Source organism: Odoribacter sp. N54.MGS-14 (assembly GCF_000980295.1).
GTDB classification, from domain to species: domain Bacteria; phylum Bacteroidota; class Bacteroidia; order Bacteroidales; family Marinifilaceae; genus Odoribacter; species Odoribacter splanchnicus.
The window spans coordinates 60,988-76,792 of sequence record NZ_LARL01000010.1 but is presented as its reverse complement, the minus strand read 5'-3'; the positions used below and the strand labels follow the sequence as shown (position 1 = coordinate 76,792).

General features: G+C 43.0%; 18 protein-coding genes. 15 read left to right on the top strand and 3 right to left on the bottom strand.

The window, feature by feature from the left end; translation table 11 throughout:
• Window positions 1-94: 94 nt before the first annotated feature.
• On the bottom strand, window positions 95-814 hold the full coding sequence (locus WS42_RS04005; protein ID WP_013612323.1) for a Crp/Fnr family transcriptional regulator: 720 nt from the start codon (window positions 812-814) through the stop codon (window positions 95-97).
• A gap of 2 nt (window positions 815-816) precedes the next feature.
• On the bottom strand, window positions 817-2,385 hold the full coding sequence (locus WS42_RS04000; RefSeq protein WP_022159716.1) for an NAD+ synthase: 1,569 nt from the start codon (window positions 2,383-2,385) through the stop codon (window positions 817-819).
• 140 nt (window positions 2,386-2,525) lie between these two features.
• Between WS42_RS04000 and gldB the strand changes: the two genes are divergently transcribed.
• Complete coding sequence (gldB, locus tag WS42_RS03995) at window positions 2,526-3,530, top strand: gliding motility lipoprotein GldB (RefSeq protein WP_046404222.1); 1,005 nt, start codon at window positions 2,526-2,528, stop codon at window positions 3,528-3,530.
• A gap of 142 nt (window positions 3,531-3,672) precedes the next feature.
• The gene (locus WS42_RS03990) at window positions 3,673-4,206 is read left to right on the top strand and encodes a 5-formyltetrahydrofolate cyclo-ligase (RefSeq protein WP_013612320.1); all 534 of its coding nucleotides are present in this window, start codon (window positions 3,673-3,675) and stop codon (window positions 4,204-4,206) included.
• Between the two features lie 60 nt (window positions 4,207-4,266).
• Here the strand turns inward: WS42_RS03990 and fdxA are convergent, their stop codons facing one another.
• Window positions 4,267-4,437: a 4Fe-4S ferredoxin gene (fdxA, locus tag WS42_RS15290; protein WP_013612319.1), complete on the bottom strand. Its 171-nt coding sequence runs from the start codon at window positions 4,435-4,437 to the stop codon at window positions 4,267-4,269.
• Between the two features lie 238 nt (window positions 4,438-4,675).
• On the opposite strand from fdxA, the gene WS42_RS03985 reads away from it, so the two are divergent.
• The 13 genes from WS42_RS03985 to hisIE all read left to right on the top strand — a co-directional run bounded on the left by WS42_RS03985 (window position 4,676) and on the right by hisIE (window position 15,251).
• Window positions 4,676-5,248, top strand: coding sequence for a 50S ribosomal protein L25/general stress protein Ctc (locus tag WS42_RS03985; protein ID WP_013612318.1), 573 nt, complete (start codon window positions 4,676-4,678; stop codon window positions 5,246-5,248).
• A 10-nt stretch (window positions 5,249-5,258) separates the two neighbouring features.
• A complete protein-coding gene (pth, locus tag WS42_RS03980; protein WP_022159714.1) occupies window positions 5,259-5,828 on the top strand; it encodes an aminoacyl-tRNA hydrolase in 570 nt (189 codons plus the stop codon).
• Between the two features lie 34 nt (window positions 5,829-5,862).
• The gene (locus tag WS42_RS03975; protein ID WP_013612316.1) at window positions 5,863-6,255 is read left to right on the top strand and encodes an RNA-binding S4 domain-containing protein; all 393 of its coding nucleotides are present in this window, start codon (window positions 5,863-5,865) and stop codon (window positions 6,253-6,255) included.
• A gap of 26 nt (window positions 6,256-6,281) precedes the next feature.
• A complete protein-coding gene (locus WS42_RS03970) occupies window positions 6,282-6,833 on the top strand; it encodes a DUF4924 family protein (RefSeq protein ID WP_013612315.1) in 552 nt (183 codons plus the stop codon).
• 11 nt (window positions 6,834-6,844) lie between these two features.
• A complete protein-coding gene (locus tag WS42_RS03965) occupies window positions 6,845-7,888 on the top strand; it encodes a DUF4097 family beta strand repeat-containing protein (RefSeq protein ID WP_022159713.1) in 1,044 nt (347 codons plus the stop codon).
• A gap of 265 nt (window positions 7,889-8,153) precedes the next feature.
• Window positions 8,154-9,011, top strand: a complete 858-nt coding sequence (hisG, locus tag WS42_RS03960; protein WP_022159712.1) for an ATP phosphoribosyltransferase — start codon at window positions 8,154-8,156, stop codon at window positions 9,009-9,011.
• Window positions 9,012-9,030: 19 nt separating this feature from the next.
• A complete protein-coding gene (gene hisD, locus WS42_RS03955) occupies window positions 9,031-10,314 on the top strand; it encodes a histidinol dehydrogenase (RefSeq protein ID WP_046450769.1) in 1,284 nt (427 codons plus the stop codon).
• Window positions 10,315-10,382: 68 nt separating this feature from the next.
• Window positions 10,383-11,438 carry a histidinol-phosphate transaminase gene (gene hisC / locus WS42_RS03950; protein ID WP_013612299.1) on the top strand — a complete coding sequence of 352 codons (1,056 nt, stop codon included), beginning with the start codon at window positions 10,383-10,385 and terminating at the stop codon, window positions 11,436-11,438.
• A complete protein-coding gene (gene hisB / locus WS42_RS03945; RefSeq protein ID WP_046450768.1) occupies window positions 11,435-12,532 on the top strand; it encodes a bifunctional histidinol-phosphatase/imidazoleglycerol-phosphate dehydratase HisB in 1,098 nt (365 codons plus the stop codon). The genes hisC and hisB overlap by 4 nt, the downstream gene beginning before the upstream one ends.
• 41 nt (window positions 12,533-12,573) lie before the next feature.
• Entirely contained in the window at window positions 12,574-13,158 is a 585-nt protein-coding gene (gene hisH, locus WS42_RS03940; RefSeq protein ID WP_022159709.1) for an imidazole glycerol phosphate synthase subunit HisH, read from the top strand.
• Between the two features lie 8 nt (window positions 13,159-13,166).
• Window positions 13,167-13,877 carry a 1-(5-phosphoribosyl)-5-[(5-phosphoribosylamino)methylideneamino]imidazole-4-carboxamide isomerase gene (gene hisA, locus WS42_RS03935; protein WP_046450767.1) on the top strand — a complete coding sequence of 237 codons (711 nt, stop codon included), beginning with the start codon at window positions 13,167-13,169 and terminating at the stop codon, window positions 13,875-13,877.
• Window positions 13,878-13,879: 2 nt separating this feature from the next.
• Window positions 13,880-14,635: an imidazole glycerol phosphate synthase subunit HisF gene (gene hisF / locus WS42_RS03930; protein WP_046404265.1), complete on the top strand. Its 756-nt coding sequence runs from the start codon at window positions 13,880-13,882 to the stop codon at window positions 14,633-14,635.
• Between the two features lie 19 nt (window positions 14,636-14,654).
• Complete coding sequence (gene hisIE, locus WS42_RS03925) at window positions 14,655-15,251, top strand: bifunctional phosphoribosyl-AMP cyclohydrolase/phosphoribosyl-ATP diphosphatase HisIE (RefSeq protein ID WP_046450766.1); 597 nt, start codon at window positions 14,655-14,657, stop codon at window positions 15,249-15,251.
• Window positions 15,252-15,805 lie beyond the last annotated feature (554 nt).

Below are 15,805 nucleotides of genomic sequence, written 5' to 3'. Positions count from 1 at the left end.
GTCATAACTCAATCTGTTTTCTGTTACAAATTTATTCTTTTTATACGTAACTGTCAGATTAAGTCTTGACTATTACAAGTAGAGATGATCGGGTTTACCCCTGATTATTGATTTGTTCGAGTTTTTCTTTATCTATGATTTTGATTTTTTTGCCGTTCAGTCCGACAATACCTTCTGTGGCAAAATTAGAAAGGGTACGGATAGCATTGGCCGTGGTCATGTTGGACAAGTTGGCCAGATCTTCCCGGGTGAGACAAATTTTTAACGTACAGCCATCGGCTTCGTAGCCATAAGTTTCCTTTAATACCAGCAAAGCTTCAGCCAGACGTCCCCGGATATGTTTTTGGGTGAGGGTTACTGTACGACGATGCGAAAAACCGAGGTCGGTTGCCAGTGCGCGGATAATACTCATGGCCAGGTCGGGTGTCGTTCGGACGATGTCTAAGATCAATTCGGTTTTAATCCGGCAAACGATAGAATCTTCAAGAGCTTCAGCCGAAGCAATGTGTATTTCTTCGGCGAAGAAAGCTCTGTAACCGATAAAACCGATCGGCTTGGCCATACGAACAATTTGTTGGCGTCCTCCGATGCCCTCTTTATAAATTTTAGCTTTCCCCGTCAAAAGACAATGTAAGCCTGTCGGCATGTCTCCTTCCTGATAAATCAGGTCTCCTTTTTTATAGGAAATGCAGACTGTTGTTTCGATAATTTTTTGTTTTGCCGCATACCCTAGTTCTGAGAGTAAGGAATGAGGACTTTCGATACAGATTTGGCATAAACTGTCGTGTAAATCGCTATCAGTGATGATGGTCATAATTAAAAAGGATATTTTCTACCGTATCCGAAAGCTTTTTTAGAGATTTTGATGATCGGGGGACATTGAGCTCGTTTGTATTCATTTCGTTTTACCATTTGAATGACTTTTTCGACAGTAGCTTTCGGGTAACCTGCCTTTATAATCATTTCCGGTGAATGGTTTTCCTCCAGGTATAGTTTTAAGATACCGTCCAATTCGTTGTAGTCCGGTAAAGAGTCCTGATCTTTTTGATTCGGCCGTAATTCGGCTGATGGTGCTTTTTGTATAGTATTTTCCGGAATGATGATCTGATTCCGGTTGATATATCGGGCTAACGCATAGATATCGGTTTTAAAAACGTCTCCGATTGTACCCAGTGAACCGCAGAGATCGCCGTAAAGCGTGCCGTATCCGACAGCTGCTTCACTTTTATTGGAAGTATTCAGGGGAATATAGCCGTATTTGTTAGACATGGCCATAACCAACATTCCCCGGGTACGAGCCTGAAGATTTTCTTCTGCTACATTGAAGGGCTGGTCTTTGAATAAAGGATGTAAGGCTTCCAGATATTGTTCGTAGATTGCTTTAATGGCAATGGTTTCATGGGGCATTCCGATATTTTCTGCCAGCGCTAATGCGTCTTGAACCGAATGTTCGGTGGAATAACATGAAGGCATTAAAAGTCCCATAACATTTTGTGCTCCTAAAGCTTCGGCAGCCAAAGCAGCGACTACGGCGGAATCGATACCTCCCGATAAGCCTAAGATAGCTTTTTGAAAACCGTTCTTTTCGAAGTAATCCCGGATACCGAAGACCAATGCTTTATGGAGCAGAGCGATCCGGTCTTGAGAAACAGGTGATTGAAGTGTAGGGGTACCTAATTTATTGGTATCAATGAGCTGAAAGTCTTCTGCAAATTCGTTCAATTGGCAAGCTTTCTTCCCTTTGTAGTTATAAACCATTGAATTACCGTCGAACAGTACAGAAGTATAACTTCCTACATGATTGACAGCGATCAGGTTTTTATTGTATTTTTGAGCCAAAGTGGCCAGTACTTTCCGCTTTTCCCGGCTACTATCGACAGTAAAAGGAGTCATACCGATAAAGATGACAAAGCTATCTGTTTTGTCGATGTATTCCGATTCGTATTCGTCGAATAAAATCCGTATATTTTGATTTTTATACCGGATCGGCGTATTATCTTCTCCTGCGATAAAATAACGGCTTTCACTGAAAATATCATAATCACTCAGGATGTTTTTATGAACACCGTCTACCACTTCCCCATTCTGGATAAAATAGGCTGAGTTGTACATAATACCATTTTCGCTATCCAAATTCGGTGCTCCTACAATAGCTGCAATTTGAGTACATGTGGCTGCGATTTTTTCTACGGCCATACGACAGGCATTTACAAATTCCTCTCTCTCCAGTAAATCCTGGGGCAATGCGCCGGAAACAGCCAGTTCCGGGAATAGGATCAGTTCTGCTTTTTGATTTTGAGCCTTTTGGATCGCAGAAATGATTTTTTCGCTATTTCCTTGAATATCTCCGGCTTTATAATTTAATTGTGGTATAGCAATGATCATAATTTAGTGTATTACAGGTTAAAAAGTCGTTCTGAGTCTCAGAGATTCTTACCGACTTTAAGCAACTATCGTATTACCTTTTTATCTTTTCGTTTATCTTTGCCGTAAAATTACGATTTTTAGTATCAAAATAATTAAAAATGGCCTTGAAGTTTCTTTTAATTCTAATAATTCTTGGTTTTTGGTTTTCCGGCTGTAAGAGAAATCCGGCTCCGGAAGTTAGGAATTTATTGAAAGATACGAAGATCGGACGTTTGGATCTGGATTTATTTCGTTTAGACACAGTGCTACCCGATTGGGGGGTACTGCAAAAAAAATACGGACGTTATTGGGATACCTATACAATCGGTGTGTTGCAGTTGGGGAGAGCCTCTGATTCTAATTTCTCCAATCTATTGGCCCTGTTTTTAAAAGATCCTGTTATGCGAGAGGTGGCCGATACGGTAGCTATCCGATATACAGATATCAGTGATCTGGAAAAACAGTTTTCACAAGCCTGGGCTTATTATCGTTATTATTTTCCTCAGCACACTCTCCCGGAAGTATATACCCATATTTCCGGATTTAATCAGTCTATTATCGTAGATAGTGCTGCTATCGGGATCAGCTTGGATAATTATTTAGGGAAAGACTGCATTTTTTATAGCATGCTTGCTGTGCCGGTGCCTGTTTATGCACGGCAGAAGATGACCCGGGAGGATATTGTCCGGGATGCCCTGACCGGCTGGTTGACGGTTGAATTTGTGTTTCGACCGTTGAAGAATGATTTGATTAGCGGGATGATCTATCAGGGGAAAATCATGTATTTGCTACAGCAGATTCTTCCCGAAGAGAAGGGATATCGCTTGTTGGGATTTACCGCAGAGCAAGAAGAATGGTGCCGGAATAATGAGGAACAGATCTGGCGGTTTCTGATCGAGAACGATTATTTATTCTCGACTCAACAACGCATCATGACGAAATATCTGAACGATGCTCCTTTTACATCGGGTATGCCTGTCGAATCACCTGGACGTGCAGTGGTGTGGACAGGATACCGTATTGTCGGAAAATATATGCAGAAAAAGAAGAATGTGTCCTTGGAAAGGTTGATGGCCGAACAAGATTATCATAAAATATTAAGGGAAGCGGGGTATAGGCCTTAGGGAGGTAAAAAGCGAAAGGCTAGAGGCTAAAAGCGAGGAGGGGGGGAGAAGTTGAAGGGGGGGATAAAAAGTAAAAGGTAAAAAGATAAAACAAAGAGGGGGAGGAAATGAAAGGTAGAAAGTAAAAAATAGAAAAAGGGTGATGGAAAAAAAAGAAATTAGAAAACAGATTCGGGAGATAAAAAAGCAGTATACGCTAGAGGATAAGAAAAGAATGTCCGCTTCCGTTTGGCAACAGGTGGAGCATAATGAGGTATTTCAACGGGCCCGGGTAGTGTTGGCTTATTGGTCGATGGACGACGAAGTGTTTACGCATGACTTTGTTTGTAAATGGGCAGAAGAAAAGACCATTTTATTACCTTGTGTAAAGGGGGATGAATTGGAAATCCGTTATTTCGACGGCCGCGAAAAATTGTGTCCCGGAGAAGGGTATGCTATTCCGGAGCCTGTCGGCCGGCTTTTTACCGATTTGAATAAAATCGATGTCATTTTGGTGCCGGGCGTCGCTTTTGACCGGACTTTGAATCGTTTAGGCCGGGGGAAAGGCTTTTATGATAAGATTTTGTCACAGACGAAGGCTTGTAAAATAGGGATTTGTTTTGATTTTCAGTTGTTAGACCGGATTCCGACCGAAGTGCACGATGTCAGGATGACTCAGGTGATCAGTAGTCGGTAAGACTATAATAAATAAAGCGGAGCAAGAGCCCCGCTTTATTTTTTCATGCTGTTATAATATTTAAGCCTGTTTGATAGCTTCAACCGGGCAAACACCAGCACAAGTACCACAATCTGTACATGCATTAGGGTCAATTTCATAATGATCAGCACCCATAGAAATTGCTCCTACCGGGCATTCTCCTTCACATGTGCCGCATGAAATACAGTCATCAGATATTACGTAAGCCATTTCTTTATTTGTTTAATTGATTAATAATGGGCAAAAGTATAATCATTATTTGAAAGAAAAAAGTTTTTATTTGTTTTTTATATTTTCAAATCCGTTAGAGACCTCATATTTAAATTTATTTCCTATCTTTGCCCCCTGATTTTACGGGGAATAATTGAAATCGTGTAATGGGGAGACAGACTGGCTTATACCCCCGGAGTTGAAATCTGTTTCTGAGTAGCACAAAAAAAGATTTATTATGCAAGTGTTTGAATTACAGGGAGAATTGAGAACTGATCTGGGTAAAAAAGCGACTAATCTGCTGAGAGCTGAAGGGAAAGTACCTTGTGTTCTTTATGGTGGTAAAGAAAATGTACATTTTTCAGTGGTTGAAAAAGATTTGCAAAAATTGCTTTACACTCCGGTTGTATACATCGTAAAAGTAAATGTAGCAGGACAGAGCTACGAAGCTGTTATGCGTGAAATCCAGTTCCATCCCGTAAGCGACCGTGTATTGCACATGGATTTCTATCAGATCTCCGAAGATAAACCAGTGATAATGGAAGTGCCTGTTAAATTACAGGGATTTGCTGAAGGTGTACAGGCTGGTGGTAAACTTTCTTTGGTAGTTAGAAAATTGAAAGTGAAAGCTATTCCTGCTAATCTGCCGGGAGAAATTGTATTGGATGTAACGAATCTGGGCTTAGGAAAATCTATTAAAGTGAAAGACCTGTCTTTTGAAAACTTTGAGATTGTAAATGCGAAAGAGGTTGTTGTTGCACAAATTAAACTGACTCGTGCTGCCCGTGCTGCTGCTCAGGAAGGAAAATAACAGATAAATTATGAAGTATCTTATTGTTGGGTTAGGAAATATCGGCCCGGAATATCAGGATACGCGACATAATATCGGATTTAATGTATTGGACGCTTTTGCTAAAGCGTCCAATGCTGTTTTTGAAGATATGCGTTATGGGGCTGTTTGCGAAATGAAATTGAAAGGTCGGACCTTGGTCTTGCTGAAACCCAATACATACATGAACCTGAGTGGTAAAGCTGTCAGTTATTGGATGCAAAAAGAAAAGATCGCTCTGGAAGATTTGTTGGTTATTGTCGACGACCTGGCCTTACCTTTCGGGAAGATGCGTTTAAGAGCACAAGGAAGTGACGGAGGACATAACGGCTTGAAAAATATCAATGCCTTATTAGGCACCTCTGCTTATGCCCGTTTGAGATTCGGTATCGGTAATGATTTCCTGAAAGGACAGCAGATCGATTATGTGCTGGGAACATGGCAGGGCGAAGAAGCTGAAAAATTACCGGCTTTGTTGGAACGGGGTGGAGAAATTATTACTAGTTTTGTATTACAAGGTATTATAAGGACAATGAATACTTTTAATACAGATAGAAAGTAAAAAATTAAAGGGGAAAGGCTTAATTAGTGAAATCGTGGAGGAGAAAGTAAGAATAGATAAATGGCTTTGGGCAGTCCGGATATTTAAAACTCGTTCTCTGGCTGCTGAAGAATGTGGCAAAGGACATGTTACCATCGGAGATGTACATGTCAAGGCTTCCCGTGAACTGAAGGGAGGTGAGATTGTGAAAGTAAGGATTCCGCCTATTGAACGGCATTATCGGGTGAAGGCACTTACGGCGAAGCGGATGTCGGCACAATTGGCGGTTGATTTTGTGGAAGAGGTGACTCCACCTGAAAATTTGGCTTTGTTGAATGCGGTAAAAGTTTATGGCTTTGAATCGCGTCCCCGGGGGTTAGGGCGTCCCACGAAACGTGATCGCCGGATGATCGATAAAATGAAAGAAGGAGATGATTACGACTTGTAACCTATAAATTAAAACCAGATCGTATTGTGTTAATAGCCAGAGAGAAAAAAAAGAATAATATTGCCGAATATATTTTGTATATGTGGCAGCTTGAAGATATGCTCCGGGCTTTGAAGCTGGATATGGAGCAGGTGGATCGTTATCTGGTGGCCGGTTTCCAGGCGGATGAACGGACTTCGAAGGAAATTCATGATTGGTATGATAACCTGATCGCTATTATGCAAAAAGAAAAAGTGGAAGAGAAAGGGCATATTCAGGCCCTGAAAAATACAGTGGATGAACTGACCGAATTACACTTTTTCTTGTTGCACCAGGCTCATGACGGGAGATATCGGCAATTGGTGACCCAGGCGGCCGGAAATTTGGTGGAGTTTCGTAGGAAAGCCGGTGTGGACGATACGGTCTCGGATGTGGAATTGGCTTTAAACGGTTTGTATGGACAGCTGATGCTGAAATTACAAAAACGGGAGATTCATCCGGAAACGGTAGCGGCTATGGAATCGTTCAGTAAAATGATCGCTTATCTGGCTGCCCGTTACAAACAAATGGAAGAAGAAGCTGAAAATTCAAAATTTTAATCTGATAGAATATGAAAGTGCTAATTGCAGTGTTGTGCCTGTTGGTTGCGGGAATTCAATCGAAAGCCGAAACCAGTGAGAAAAAATATGAAAAAACTTATCCTAAAGCCGGGATCGAGGAGTTGGTGTTGTCCAACCAATATGGAAAAATGGAAATTGTTCAGGTGGATGGGGATGAGATCAAAGTAGCTGTAGCCATGAAGGTGACTGCTAAATCGGGGGTGAAAGCGGATGAAACACTCGAATTGATTCAGATAGGAGAAACGATTACCGGGCAATATCTCAATTTTAAGACCGAATTCGGGAAAGACATGGGATTGAAGCAGTTTCTGACCAACACGACATTAAATGTCGACTATAAAGTATCTGTTCCGAAAGGAATCAAGTTGAGATTGATCAGTACAAACGGCAATGTATACCTGACTAATTTTTCAGGTGAGGTAAATGCGGATATTCGTGTCGGGGATTTTAAAGCGACTGCTTTGAGCGGAGGAGAATTGTACATCAAGCAAGAGAAAGGAATTTTCAATGTAGAAGAGGTGGCTTTGATGAAAGGAGAGTTTCGGAATTGTACCATTCGGATTGCTTCCGGTGATGATGTTCGGTTAGAAACCAATGCTTGTGACGGAGAGTTGGAATCGATGGGTAAGCTGAACTTGCGCTCTTCCGGCGGGACAATGAAAATCGGGGATGTAGAAGAATTGACCGGTAGCTCGTCTTTTACCAAATATGAGGTACAGGATTTGGGTAGTTATATGGATATGGATATGAAAATGGGGGAGATGAATGTTCGCAATATACAACTGTTGTTTTCCGAGATCCGTTTGAAAGGTTCTTTTACAAAAGTGGGATTGACTTTTATGAAAGAAGCAGGCTATCAGCTCGAATTGAAACATAATAAATCCTTGAAGATGGACCTGGCTAAAGGAATAACTTTGGATGAAAAAACTACGGCCGAACGAAACGTTACTATTGGAACTAAATTTGTCGGTGATGTGAAGTATACAGGAAAAGTTTTTCTCGACCTGTCCAATGGAAGTTTGTTTATACAGTAAAATAAGAAAAAGTTGAATTTATAACATTTTCACCGATATTATTTGGAAAGTTATTTTTTACCTTTATATTTGCAGCGATAAAAGAAGAAAAATGAGAAGTACATTACATCATAACCATCATCATTGCCATCACTGTTTCAGGTGAGATGATGTTGTTATGCTGTTCGGTCTTCAATAAAAGTATAATAAGCTCGCCTGATTCAGGCGGGCTTTTTTTGTTTTTTTGCCTACCCGGATCAGTCGGGCGCTAACTCTAAATAGCGTTATGATAAACTTAAAAATTGCAATCCAGAAATCCGGCCGTTTAAATGAAGATTCACTGACTTTACTGAAAGAGTGCGGGATATCTATCAACAACGGAAAAGATCAGTTAATGGCCCAGGCCTCTAATTTCCGATTGGATGTATTGTATTTGAGGAATTCCGATATCCCGCAATATGTGCGAGATGGGGTGGCCGATATTGCCATCATCGGGGATAATACGGAAAAAGAGAAAAAAACGGGTATCCGTCATGTGCTCGACCTGGGGTTTTCCAGGTGCCGGTTATCGATAGCTGTACCTAAAAATGTCGATTTTCAGGACATCTCTTATTTACAGGGGAAAAAGATTGCGACTTCTTATCCGAACTCTTTAAAAGATTTTTTGACGGAAAACGATATAGAGGCTGAGATTCATGAGATTTCCGGTTCGGTGGAGATAGCTCCCAATATCGGATTGGCCGATGCGATTTGTGATTTGGTCAGTTCCGGGAGTACTTTGTTTAAAAACGGCCTGAAAGAGGTATATAAGATTTTTGAATCTCAGGCTATTTTGGTGGCTAATTCCGGTTTATGCGGTGAGAAGCAGGAATTGTTAGCCCAATTGGTATTTCGGATTAAGGCTGTATTGGCTGCTAAATACAACAAATATATTTTACTGAATGCTCCTGAAAAAGCTTTGGATCAGATCTGTCGGCTTTTACCGGGAATGAAAAGTCCTACCATCATGCCTTTACGCGAAAACGGATGGGTGTCTGTTCATTCGGTTGTGAATGAAAATGAGTTTTGGGAAGTAATCGGTAAATTGAAGGAAGCCGGAGCGGAAGGGATTCTGATCGTGCCGATTGAAAAAATGATTTTGTAATACTGAAAAAGAGATAGCTATGGAAAGAATAATAAATCCCGTCCGGGAAAGATGGGTGGACTTATTGAAGCGTCCTCAGATGGAAAATGCTGATTTGCAGAAAATTTGTAAAACTATTTTTGCAGAGGTCCTGAAAGACGGTGACAAGGCTTTGGTTAAATATACCTGGTTTTTCGACCAGGCTAAAGTAGAACGTTTACAGGCGGCTGAAGCAGAGTTCCGGGAAGCTGAAAGAGAGGTAAGCAATGATTTGAAAAGGGCGATAACGGAGGCCCGGCAAAATATTGAGGCCTTTCATACTTTGCAACTGACCGGACGGAACGAATATGTCAATCCGAAAGGATTCCGTTGCTGGCAAGAGACTAGAGGGATCGGAAAGGTGGGCTTGTATATTCCCGGAGGAAGTGCTCCCTTGTTTTCTACCGTATTGATGCTTGCCGTTCCGGCCCGGATTGCCGGTTGTGAGGAAATCGTTTTGTGTACACCTCCGGATCGTTCAGGTAGAGTTCATCCGGCTATTTTATGGACAGCCCGCCAATGCGGAGTGGATAAAGTCTTTAAAGTCGGGGGAATACAGGCTATCGGGGCGATGACTTTCGGCACGGAGAGTGTGCCTAAGGTGTATAAAATCTTCGGTCCCGGTAATCAGTATGTTACAGCGGCAAAACAGCTGGCCTGTAATTATGGTACGGCGATCGATATGCCGGCAGGACCTTCCGAAGTCATGGTGATTGCCGACCGTTCGGCCGATCCTCGTTTTGTAGCGGCCGATTTATTGTCACAAGCTGAGCACGGTCCGGACAGCCAGGTGATATTATTGACAACGGACAGCTGCCTGGTCGATCGGGTTCAGAAAGAGATAGAAAGCCAATTGGCCGTATTGCCCCGTAAGACTATCGCTTCGAAGGCTTTGGAAAATTCGAAAGCGATAGTACTGGAAAATGTAGATGAATGTTTGGAATTGGCAAATGAATACGCACCGGAACACTTGATCCTGAGTGTGGAAAATTATCTCGATTCGATACCACAAATAAAAAATGCAGGCTCTGTGTTTCTGGGTAACTATTCTCCTGAAAGTGCAGGAGATTATGCTTCGGGTACCAATCATACCCTACCGACCCATGGATATGCCAAAGCATATAGCGGAGTGAATGTGGATGCTTTTGTGAAAAAAATTACTTTTCAGGAAATAACCCGGGAAGGCCTGCTCGATCTGGCTCCGACCATCGGGGTTATGGCGGAGCATGAACTTTTGTATGCACACCGGAGGGCGGTGGAGATAAGGAAAGAAGAGGGAAAGTAAAAAGTGAAAAAAGCAAAAGGCTGGAGGTTGGAAGTGAAAGGGAGGGACAATGAAATAAGAGGAAATTTATGGAAATAGAAAAATTGATACGTAAAAATATTTGGGAATTACAACCTTATTCGTGTGCTCGGGAGGAGTATGAAGGAGGACAGGCTATTTTACTCGATGCGAATGAAAATCCTTTCGATACGGGAGTGAATCGTTATCCGGATCCTTATCAGCGGGAATTGAAGAAAGAATTGGCCCGACTGAAGGAAGTGAAGGTGGATCATATGATTTTGGGAAATGGGAGCGATGAGCTGATCGATTTATTGATCCGGAGTTTCTGCGAACCTGCGGAAGATAATATAGTCGTCTTTTCTCCCGGTTATGCTATGTATGAAGTGAGTGCTGCGATTAATCGGGTTGGAGTGAAAAAAATCGATCTGACAGCCGATTTGTTACCCGACTGGTCCGAGTTGAGACGACGAGTGGACGATCGCACCAAACTGATTTTCCTTTGTACGCCTAATAATCCTACCGGGAAGGTTATCCCTTACGGGCAGATTGAGCGGTTGTGTGGGGAGTTTCAGGGAATGGTGATCGTCGACGAGGCCTATATCGATTTTACAGACGCACCTTCTGCGGTGCATTTATTGGATAAATACCGGAATGTCGTTGTTTTGCAGACTCTGTCGAAAGCTTGGGGAATGGCAGGATTGCGTTTGGGGATAGGCTTAGCCGATCCGGAAGTAGTCGGAATATTGAATCGGGTGAAAGCTCCTTATAATATCGGGGGGCTGACCCAACAGACCGCTTTGGCCCTTCTCCGGCAATATGATCTTTTCCAGAATCGGCGGACTGGGATTATCCTCGAACGGGAGCGTCTGATCCGGGAATTGAGAGGGTTGGGTATATTCCGGCGAGTATATGATTCGGAAGCCAATTTTATATTGGTCATCACTGAATTTTGTCAGAAGTTATATCGCTATCTGATTGCTTGTCGGGTGGTTGTACGGTTACGGGATATTCCGCCTTTGATCGGAGGAGGAATCCGGATCACTGTCGGTACCCGGGAGGAGAACGATCGGTTGCTGGAAGTTCTTCATGAATATGATAATGTAATGGAAGTGAATACCTTATGAAAAAGATGTTATTTATAGACCGGGACGGTACGATCATCAAAGAACCGACAGACAATTTTCAGGTGGACCGGCCGGAAAAACTGGAGTTTATGCCGGGAGTGATCGGAGCACTGCGGGAGATTACCGGGAATACGGATTTTCGATTGGTGATGGTGAGTAACCAGGATGGCTTAGGGACTGCCGATTTTCCTATGGAAGATTTTATGCTTCCGCAAACATTGATGTTGAAGGTGTTGGAAAGTGAAGGGATCGTTTTCGACGAGATATGTATCGATCCGAGCCGGCCGGAAGAATATTCCCGTTTTAGAAAACCCGGAATAGGGATGGTAGAAAAATATTTGAATGAATATTTGGATACTGAAAATTCCTATGTGATCGGGGATCGGGAGACCGATATGCAGCTGGCTGCTCATATGGGGATAAAAGGGATTTGGCTGGGAGAATGGCGGGAGACCGATTTACCGGTGGTATTGCATACAGATTCCTGGCGGGAAATTACCCGATTTATAATATCAGGAAGCCGGAAAGTCCGGATTTGTAGGAAAACTGCGGAGACAGAGGTAACTGTTACTTTAAATTTGAATGGGGAAGGTTGTTGCAGTATAAAGACCGGTTTGTCGTTTTTCGACCATATGCTGGAACAAATCGCCCGGCACGCAGGGGTAGATCTGGAGATCGGAGTACGGGGAGATTTGAAGGTCGACGAGCATCATACCGTTGAGGATACGGCTATTGTATTGGGGGAGTGTTTCGCTAAAGCCCTGGGAAGTAAAAAAGGAATCGAAAGATATGGTTTTGCTTTGCCTATGGACGATGCAAAGGCAGAGGTATTACTCGATTTCGGCGGAAGGACTTGGTTGGAATGGGGGGTTACTTTGAAACGGGAATATGTCGGAGATTTTCCGACGGAGATGGCCCGGCATTTTTTTGCTTCTTTTTGTCAGAGCGGGCAGTGCAATCTGCATATCTCGGCCCAGGGAGAAAATACGCATCATATTCTGGAGGCTGTATTCAAAGCTTTTGCCCGTGCCGTACGGCAGGCTATCCGGCAAACCGGAGGAGGGATCCCTTCGTCGAAGGGCTGTCTCGCTTAGTTTAGGAATGACGAAATGATTGTACAGATAAATAGGAGATCATGAAAGTTGTTATTATCGATTATGGAGCCGGGAATGTCTTTTCAGTGACGACTGCTTTACAACGCTTAGGGGTTCAGGCGGTCTTGAGTAGTGATGTCAGGCTGATCGCCCGGGCCGACCGTGTGATATTTCCGGGTGTCGGACAAGCTGCTGCTGCCATGAAGCAATTGAAAGATAAAGGATTAGATCGGATAATCCCACAACTGGAAATGCCCGTATTGGGAATTTGTCTGGGGATGCAGTTGATGTGCCGGTTTTCGGAAGAAGAAAATACATGGGGATTGGGTATCTTTCCTATGGAAGTGAAGAAGTTTACAGACAGTTGTAAAGTGCCTCATATGGGGTGGAATACGGTCCGGAAGCTGAAAACTACTTTGTTTCAAGGGATAAATCCCGGGGAATGGATGTATTTTGTACATTCCTATTATGTTCCTGTTACAGCTTATTGTATCGCAACTTGCGACTATCAGTGTTCTTTCGCCGCTGCTATTTGTAAAAATAATTTTTATGGATGCCAATTCCATCCTGAAAAATCTGCCGGTGCCGGAGAAAAAATAATAAAGAACTTTTTAGATATAGTATAAAATTGAAAATGAAAATTATACCTGCAATCGATATTATCGGTGGGAAATGTGTCCGTTTAACTCAAGGAAATTATGGACAGTGTAAGATATATTCGGCTAACCCTTTAGAAATGGCACGCCTGTTTGAAGAGGCCGGACTGGATCGGCTGCATTTGGTCGATCTGGATGGGGCGAAAGCGTCGGGAGTTGTCAATTGGGCTGTGCTTGAAACGATTTGTAAACATACCCGTTTGTCCGTAGATTTTGGAGGAGGGGTGAAGACTGATGAGGATATGCGTCGTGTGTTTGAAGCGGGGGCTGATTATGCTTGTGTTGGCAGTATCGCTCAGACAAATCCCGAACAAACCGCTGAATGGCTGGAAAAGTATGGGTATGAAAGAGTAATTATCGGAGCTGATGTCTGGAATACCAAGGTGTGTATTCAGGGATGGAAAAAGGTGACCGATACGACGATTTTTCAATTGATTGAGTCCTATCGGGGACGGATCGGGCATTTGATGTGTACGGATATCACCCGGGATGGGATGATGGATGGAACGGCTATCGGCTTGTATCGGGAATTACTTCGCCTTTATCCGGAGATTCGGTTGATCGCTTCAGGGGGAGTGAGTGGAACGGTAGATTTACAACAGCTTGCAGAAGTTGGAGTAGAAGCCGTGGTCGTTGGGAAGGCTTTGTATGAAAAGAAAATAGATTTGAAATCACTTAAAAATTTTTGATTTTGTTAGCTAAAAGAATAATCACTTGTTTGGACGTTAAAGAGGGACGGACGGTGAAAGGAGTACATTTCAACGATTTGAAAGATGCCGGTGATATTGTAGAATTAGCAAAGAAGTATTCTGTTGCCGGTGCTGATGAACTGGTGTTTTTAGACATCACTGCCAGTAATGACAACCGGAGTACCCGCCTGAGCTGGGTGGAGCGTGTGGCTACTGCAGTCGATGTCCCTTTTACTGTCGGAGGCGGCATTGCCCGGGAGGCAGATGTTGAGGCTTTATTAAAAAAGGGGGCGGATAAGATATCGGTCAATTCGGCAGCTCTGTCCGAACCGGATTTAATCGATCGGTTAGCCTATCATTTTGGGAAACAATGTATTGTTGTGGCTATCGATGCCCGATATGAAAAGGAAGAATGGTGCGTATACAGTAAAGGAGGAAGACTAAGAACTGAAAGAGAATTATACACTTGGGCACTGGAAGTCGGAGAGCGGGGAGCCGGGGAAATATTATTCACTTCTATGGACCATGATGGGACGAACCGGGGATTCGCCTGCGAAGCGATAGCCCGGTTGAGCGGATTGGTGAATGTTCCGGTCATTGCTTCCGGTGGTGCAGGAAAACTAGCGGATTTTAATGAAGTATTTACAAAAGGTAAAGCAGATGCTGCTTTGGCTGCCGGGGTATTTCATTATGGCAGGCTGACTGTCGGACAGGTGAAAGCCTACTTGCGGCAAAACGGGATAACGGTAAGAGGGTAAATAATTGAAAAGATATAAGATGGAAATAGAAAATTTGAAATTTGACGAAAATGGTTTGATCCCTGCTATCATTCAAGATGCAGAGACCAGGACGGTTTTGATGCTCGGCTATATGAACCGGGAGGCCTTGACATTAACCCTGACGAATGGAAAAGTTTGTTTTTTTAGCAGGTCCCGGCAAAAGTTGTGGACAAAAGGTGAAGAAAGCGGACATTTTCTATACCTGAAAGACATACAAGCCGATTGTGATGGCGATACTTTATTGGTTAAAGCCAAACCGCTCGGACCGACTTGCCATACTGGAACAGATACCTGTTGGGGAGAGAAGAATGAGGAGGCGGATTTTTTGTTCTTCTTACAAAAGTTCCTGCAAAAAAGGAAAAATGATTCTCCGGAAGAGTCCTATACGGCCCGTTTGATTTCCAAAGGAATAAATAAGGTCGCTCAAAAGGTTGGGGAAGAAGCTGTGGAATTAGTAATCGAAGCGAAAGACGACAATGAAGATTTGTTTTTAAATGAAGCGGCCGACTTGATGTATCATTATCTGGTTTTATTGATTGCCAAAGGATATGGGCTGGAGGATGTCATCCGGGTATTGAAAGAAAGACACAAGTAGAATGGGGATAAATAGGTATTTATATACATGTTTACACTAAATGTAGGTTTTCTTGGGTGCAACGGAGAAAGGGGAAAAGAAAAAAGTAAAGTAAACTTTAATTTCCCCGTTCTCCAAATCTATGGTAGGTTCATTTTTTCTTTCTATTCCGATGCAGGGTTTTGTGCCGTCAGGCCGGTTCGCCTGGACCGGTCCGCTAAGGCTTTCCTTCACTGACCGGCGGAACTCCTCGCAGGCTCGTCAGACACTACCGGTCGGGCGTTCGGAAAACCTAACCGGACCCTCGTTCCTGCTCCAATGGTCTTCCGCCACAAAACCCTCCATCTTCCGTCAGCACTACAGGGCAAAGAAGGAAAGTTTTATTGAATGAAAGAGCAGGCCACCCTGACCGGAGTATGGATACCTGGGTTACCTGACCGGATTATTTCTATAAAATAGCGATGGCTGAATTAATCCCTCATGTAGGGGGGCAGAAAAACAGCTGTTTGATAGAAGTTTATACTTTTCAGGTCACAGTTCGTTTTCCATGCAGTGATAACGTAAGTCGGAGGTGT

What these genes read in the sequence shown, in the direction of transcription:
- hisB (WP_046450768.1), top strand. Translation starts at nt 11,435, where the DNA reads ATGAAAAAGATGTTATTTATAGACCGGGACGGTACGATCATCAAAGAA.
- WS42_RS04000 (WP_022159716.1), bottom strand. Translation starts at nt 2,385, where the DNA reads ATGATCATTGCTATACCACAATTAAATTATAAAGCCGGAGATATTCAA.
- hisH (WP_022159709.1), top strand. Translation starts at nt 12,574, where the DNA reads ATGAAAGTTGTTATTATCGATTATGGAGCCGGGAATGTCTTTTCAGTG.
- WS42_RS03965 (WP_022159713.1), top strand. Translation starts at nt 6,845, where the DNA reads ATGAAAGTGCTAATTGCAGTGTTGTGCCTGTTGGTTGCGGGAATTCAA.
- WS42_RS04005 (WP_013612323.1), bottom strand. Translation starts at nt 814, where the DNA reads ATGACCATCATCACTGATAGCGATTTACACGACAGTTTATGCCAAATC.
- hisD (WP_046450769.1), top strand. Translation starts at nt 9,031, where the DNA reads ATGGAAAGAATAATAAATCCCGTCCGGGAAAGATGGGTGGACTTATTG.
- WS42_RS03985 (WP_013612318.1), top strand. Translation starts at nt 4,676, where the DNA reads ATGCAAGTGTTTGAATTACAGGGAGAATTGAGAACTGATCTGGGTAAA.
- hisIE (WP_046450766.1), top strand. Translation starts at nt 14,655, where the DNA reads ATGGAAATAGAAAATTTGAAATTTGACGAAAATGGTTTGATCCCTGCT.
- fdxA (WP_013612319.1), bottom strand. Translation starts at nt 4,437, where the DNA reads ATGGCTTACGTAATATCTGATGACTGTATTTCATGCGGCACATGTGAA.
- WS42_RS03990 (WP_013612320.1), top strand. Translation starts at nt 3,673, where the DNA reads ATGGAAAAAAAAGAAATTAGAAAACAGATTCGGGAGATAAAAAAGCAG.
- hisC (WP_013612299.1), top strand. Translation starts at nt 10,383, where the DNA reads ATGGAAATAGAAAAATTGATACGTAAAAATATTTGGGAATTACAACCT.
- gldB (WP_046404222.1), top strand. Translation starts at nt 2,526, where the DNA reads ATGGCCTTGAAGTTTCTTTTAATTCTAATAATTCTTGGTTTTTGGTTT.
- pth (WP_022159714.1), top strand. Translation starts at nt 5,259, where the DNA reads ATGAAGTATCTTATTGTTGGGTTAGGAAATATCGGCCCGGAATATCAG.
- hisA (WP_046450767.1), top strand. Translation starts at nt 13,167, where the DNA reads ATGAAAATTATACCTGCAATCGATATTATCGGTGGGAAATGTGTCCGT.
- hisG (WP_022159712.1), top strand. Translation starts at nt 8,154, where the DNA reads ATGATAAACTTAAAAATTGCAATCCAGAAATCCGGCCGTTTAAATGAA.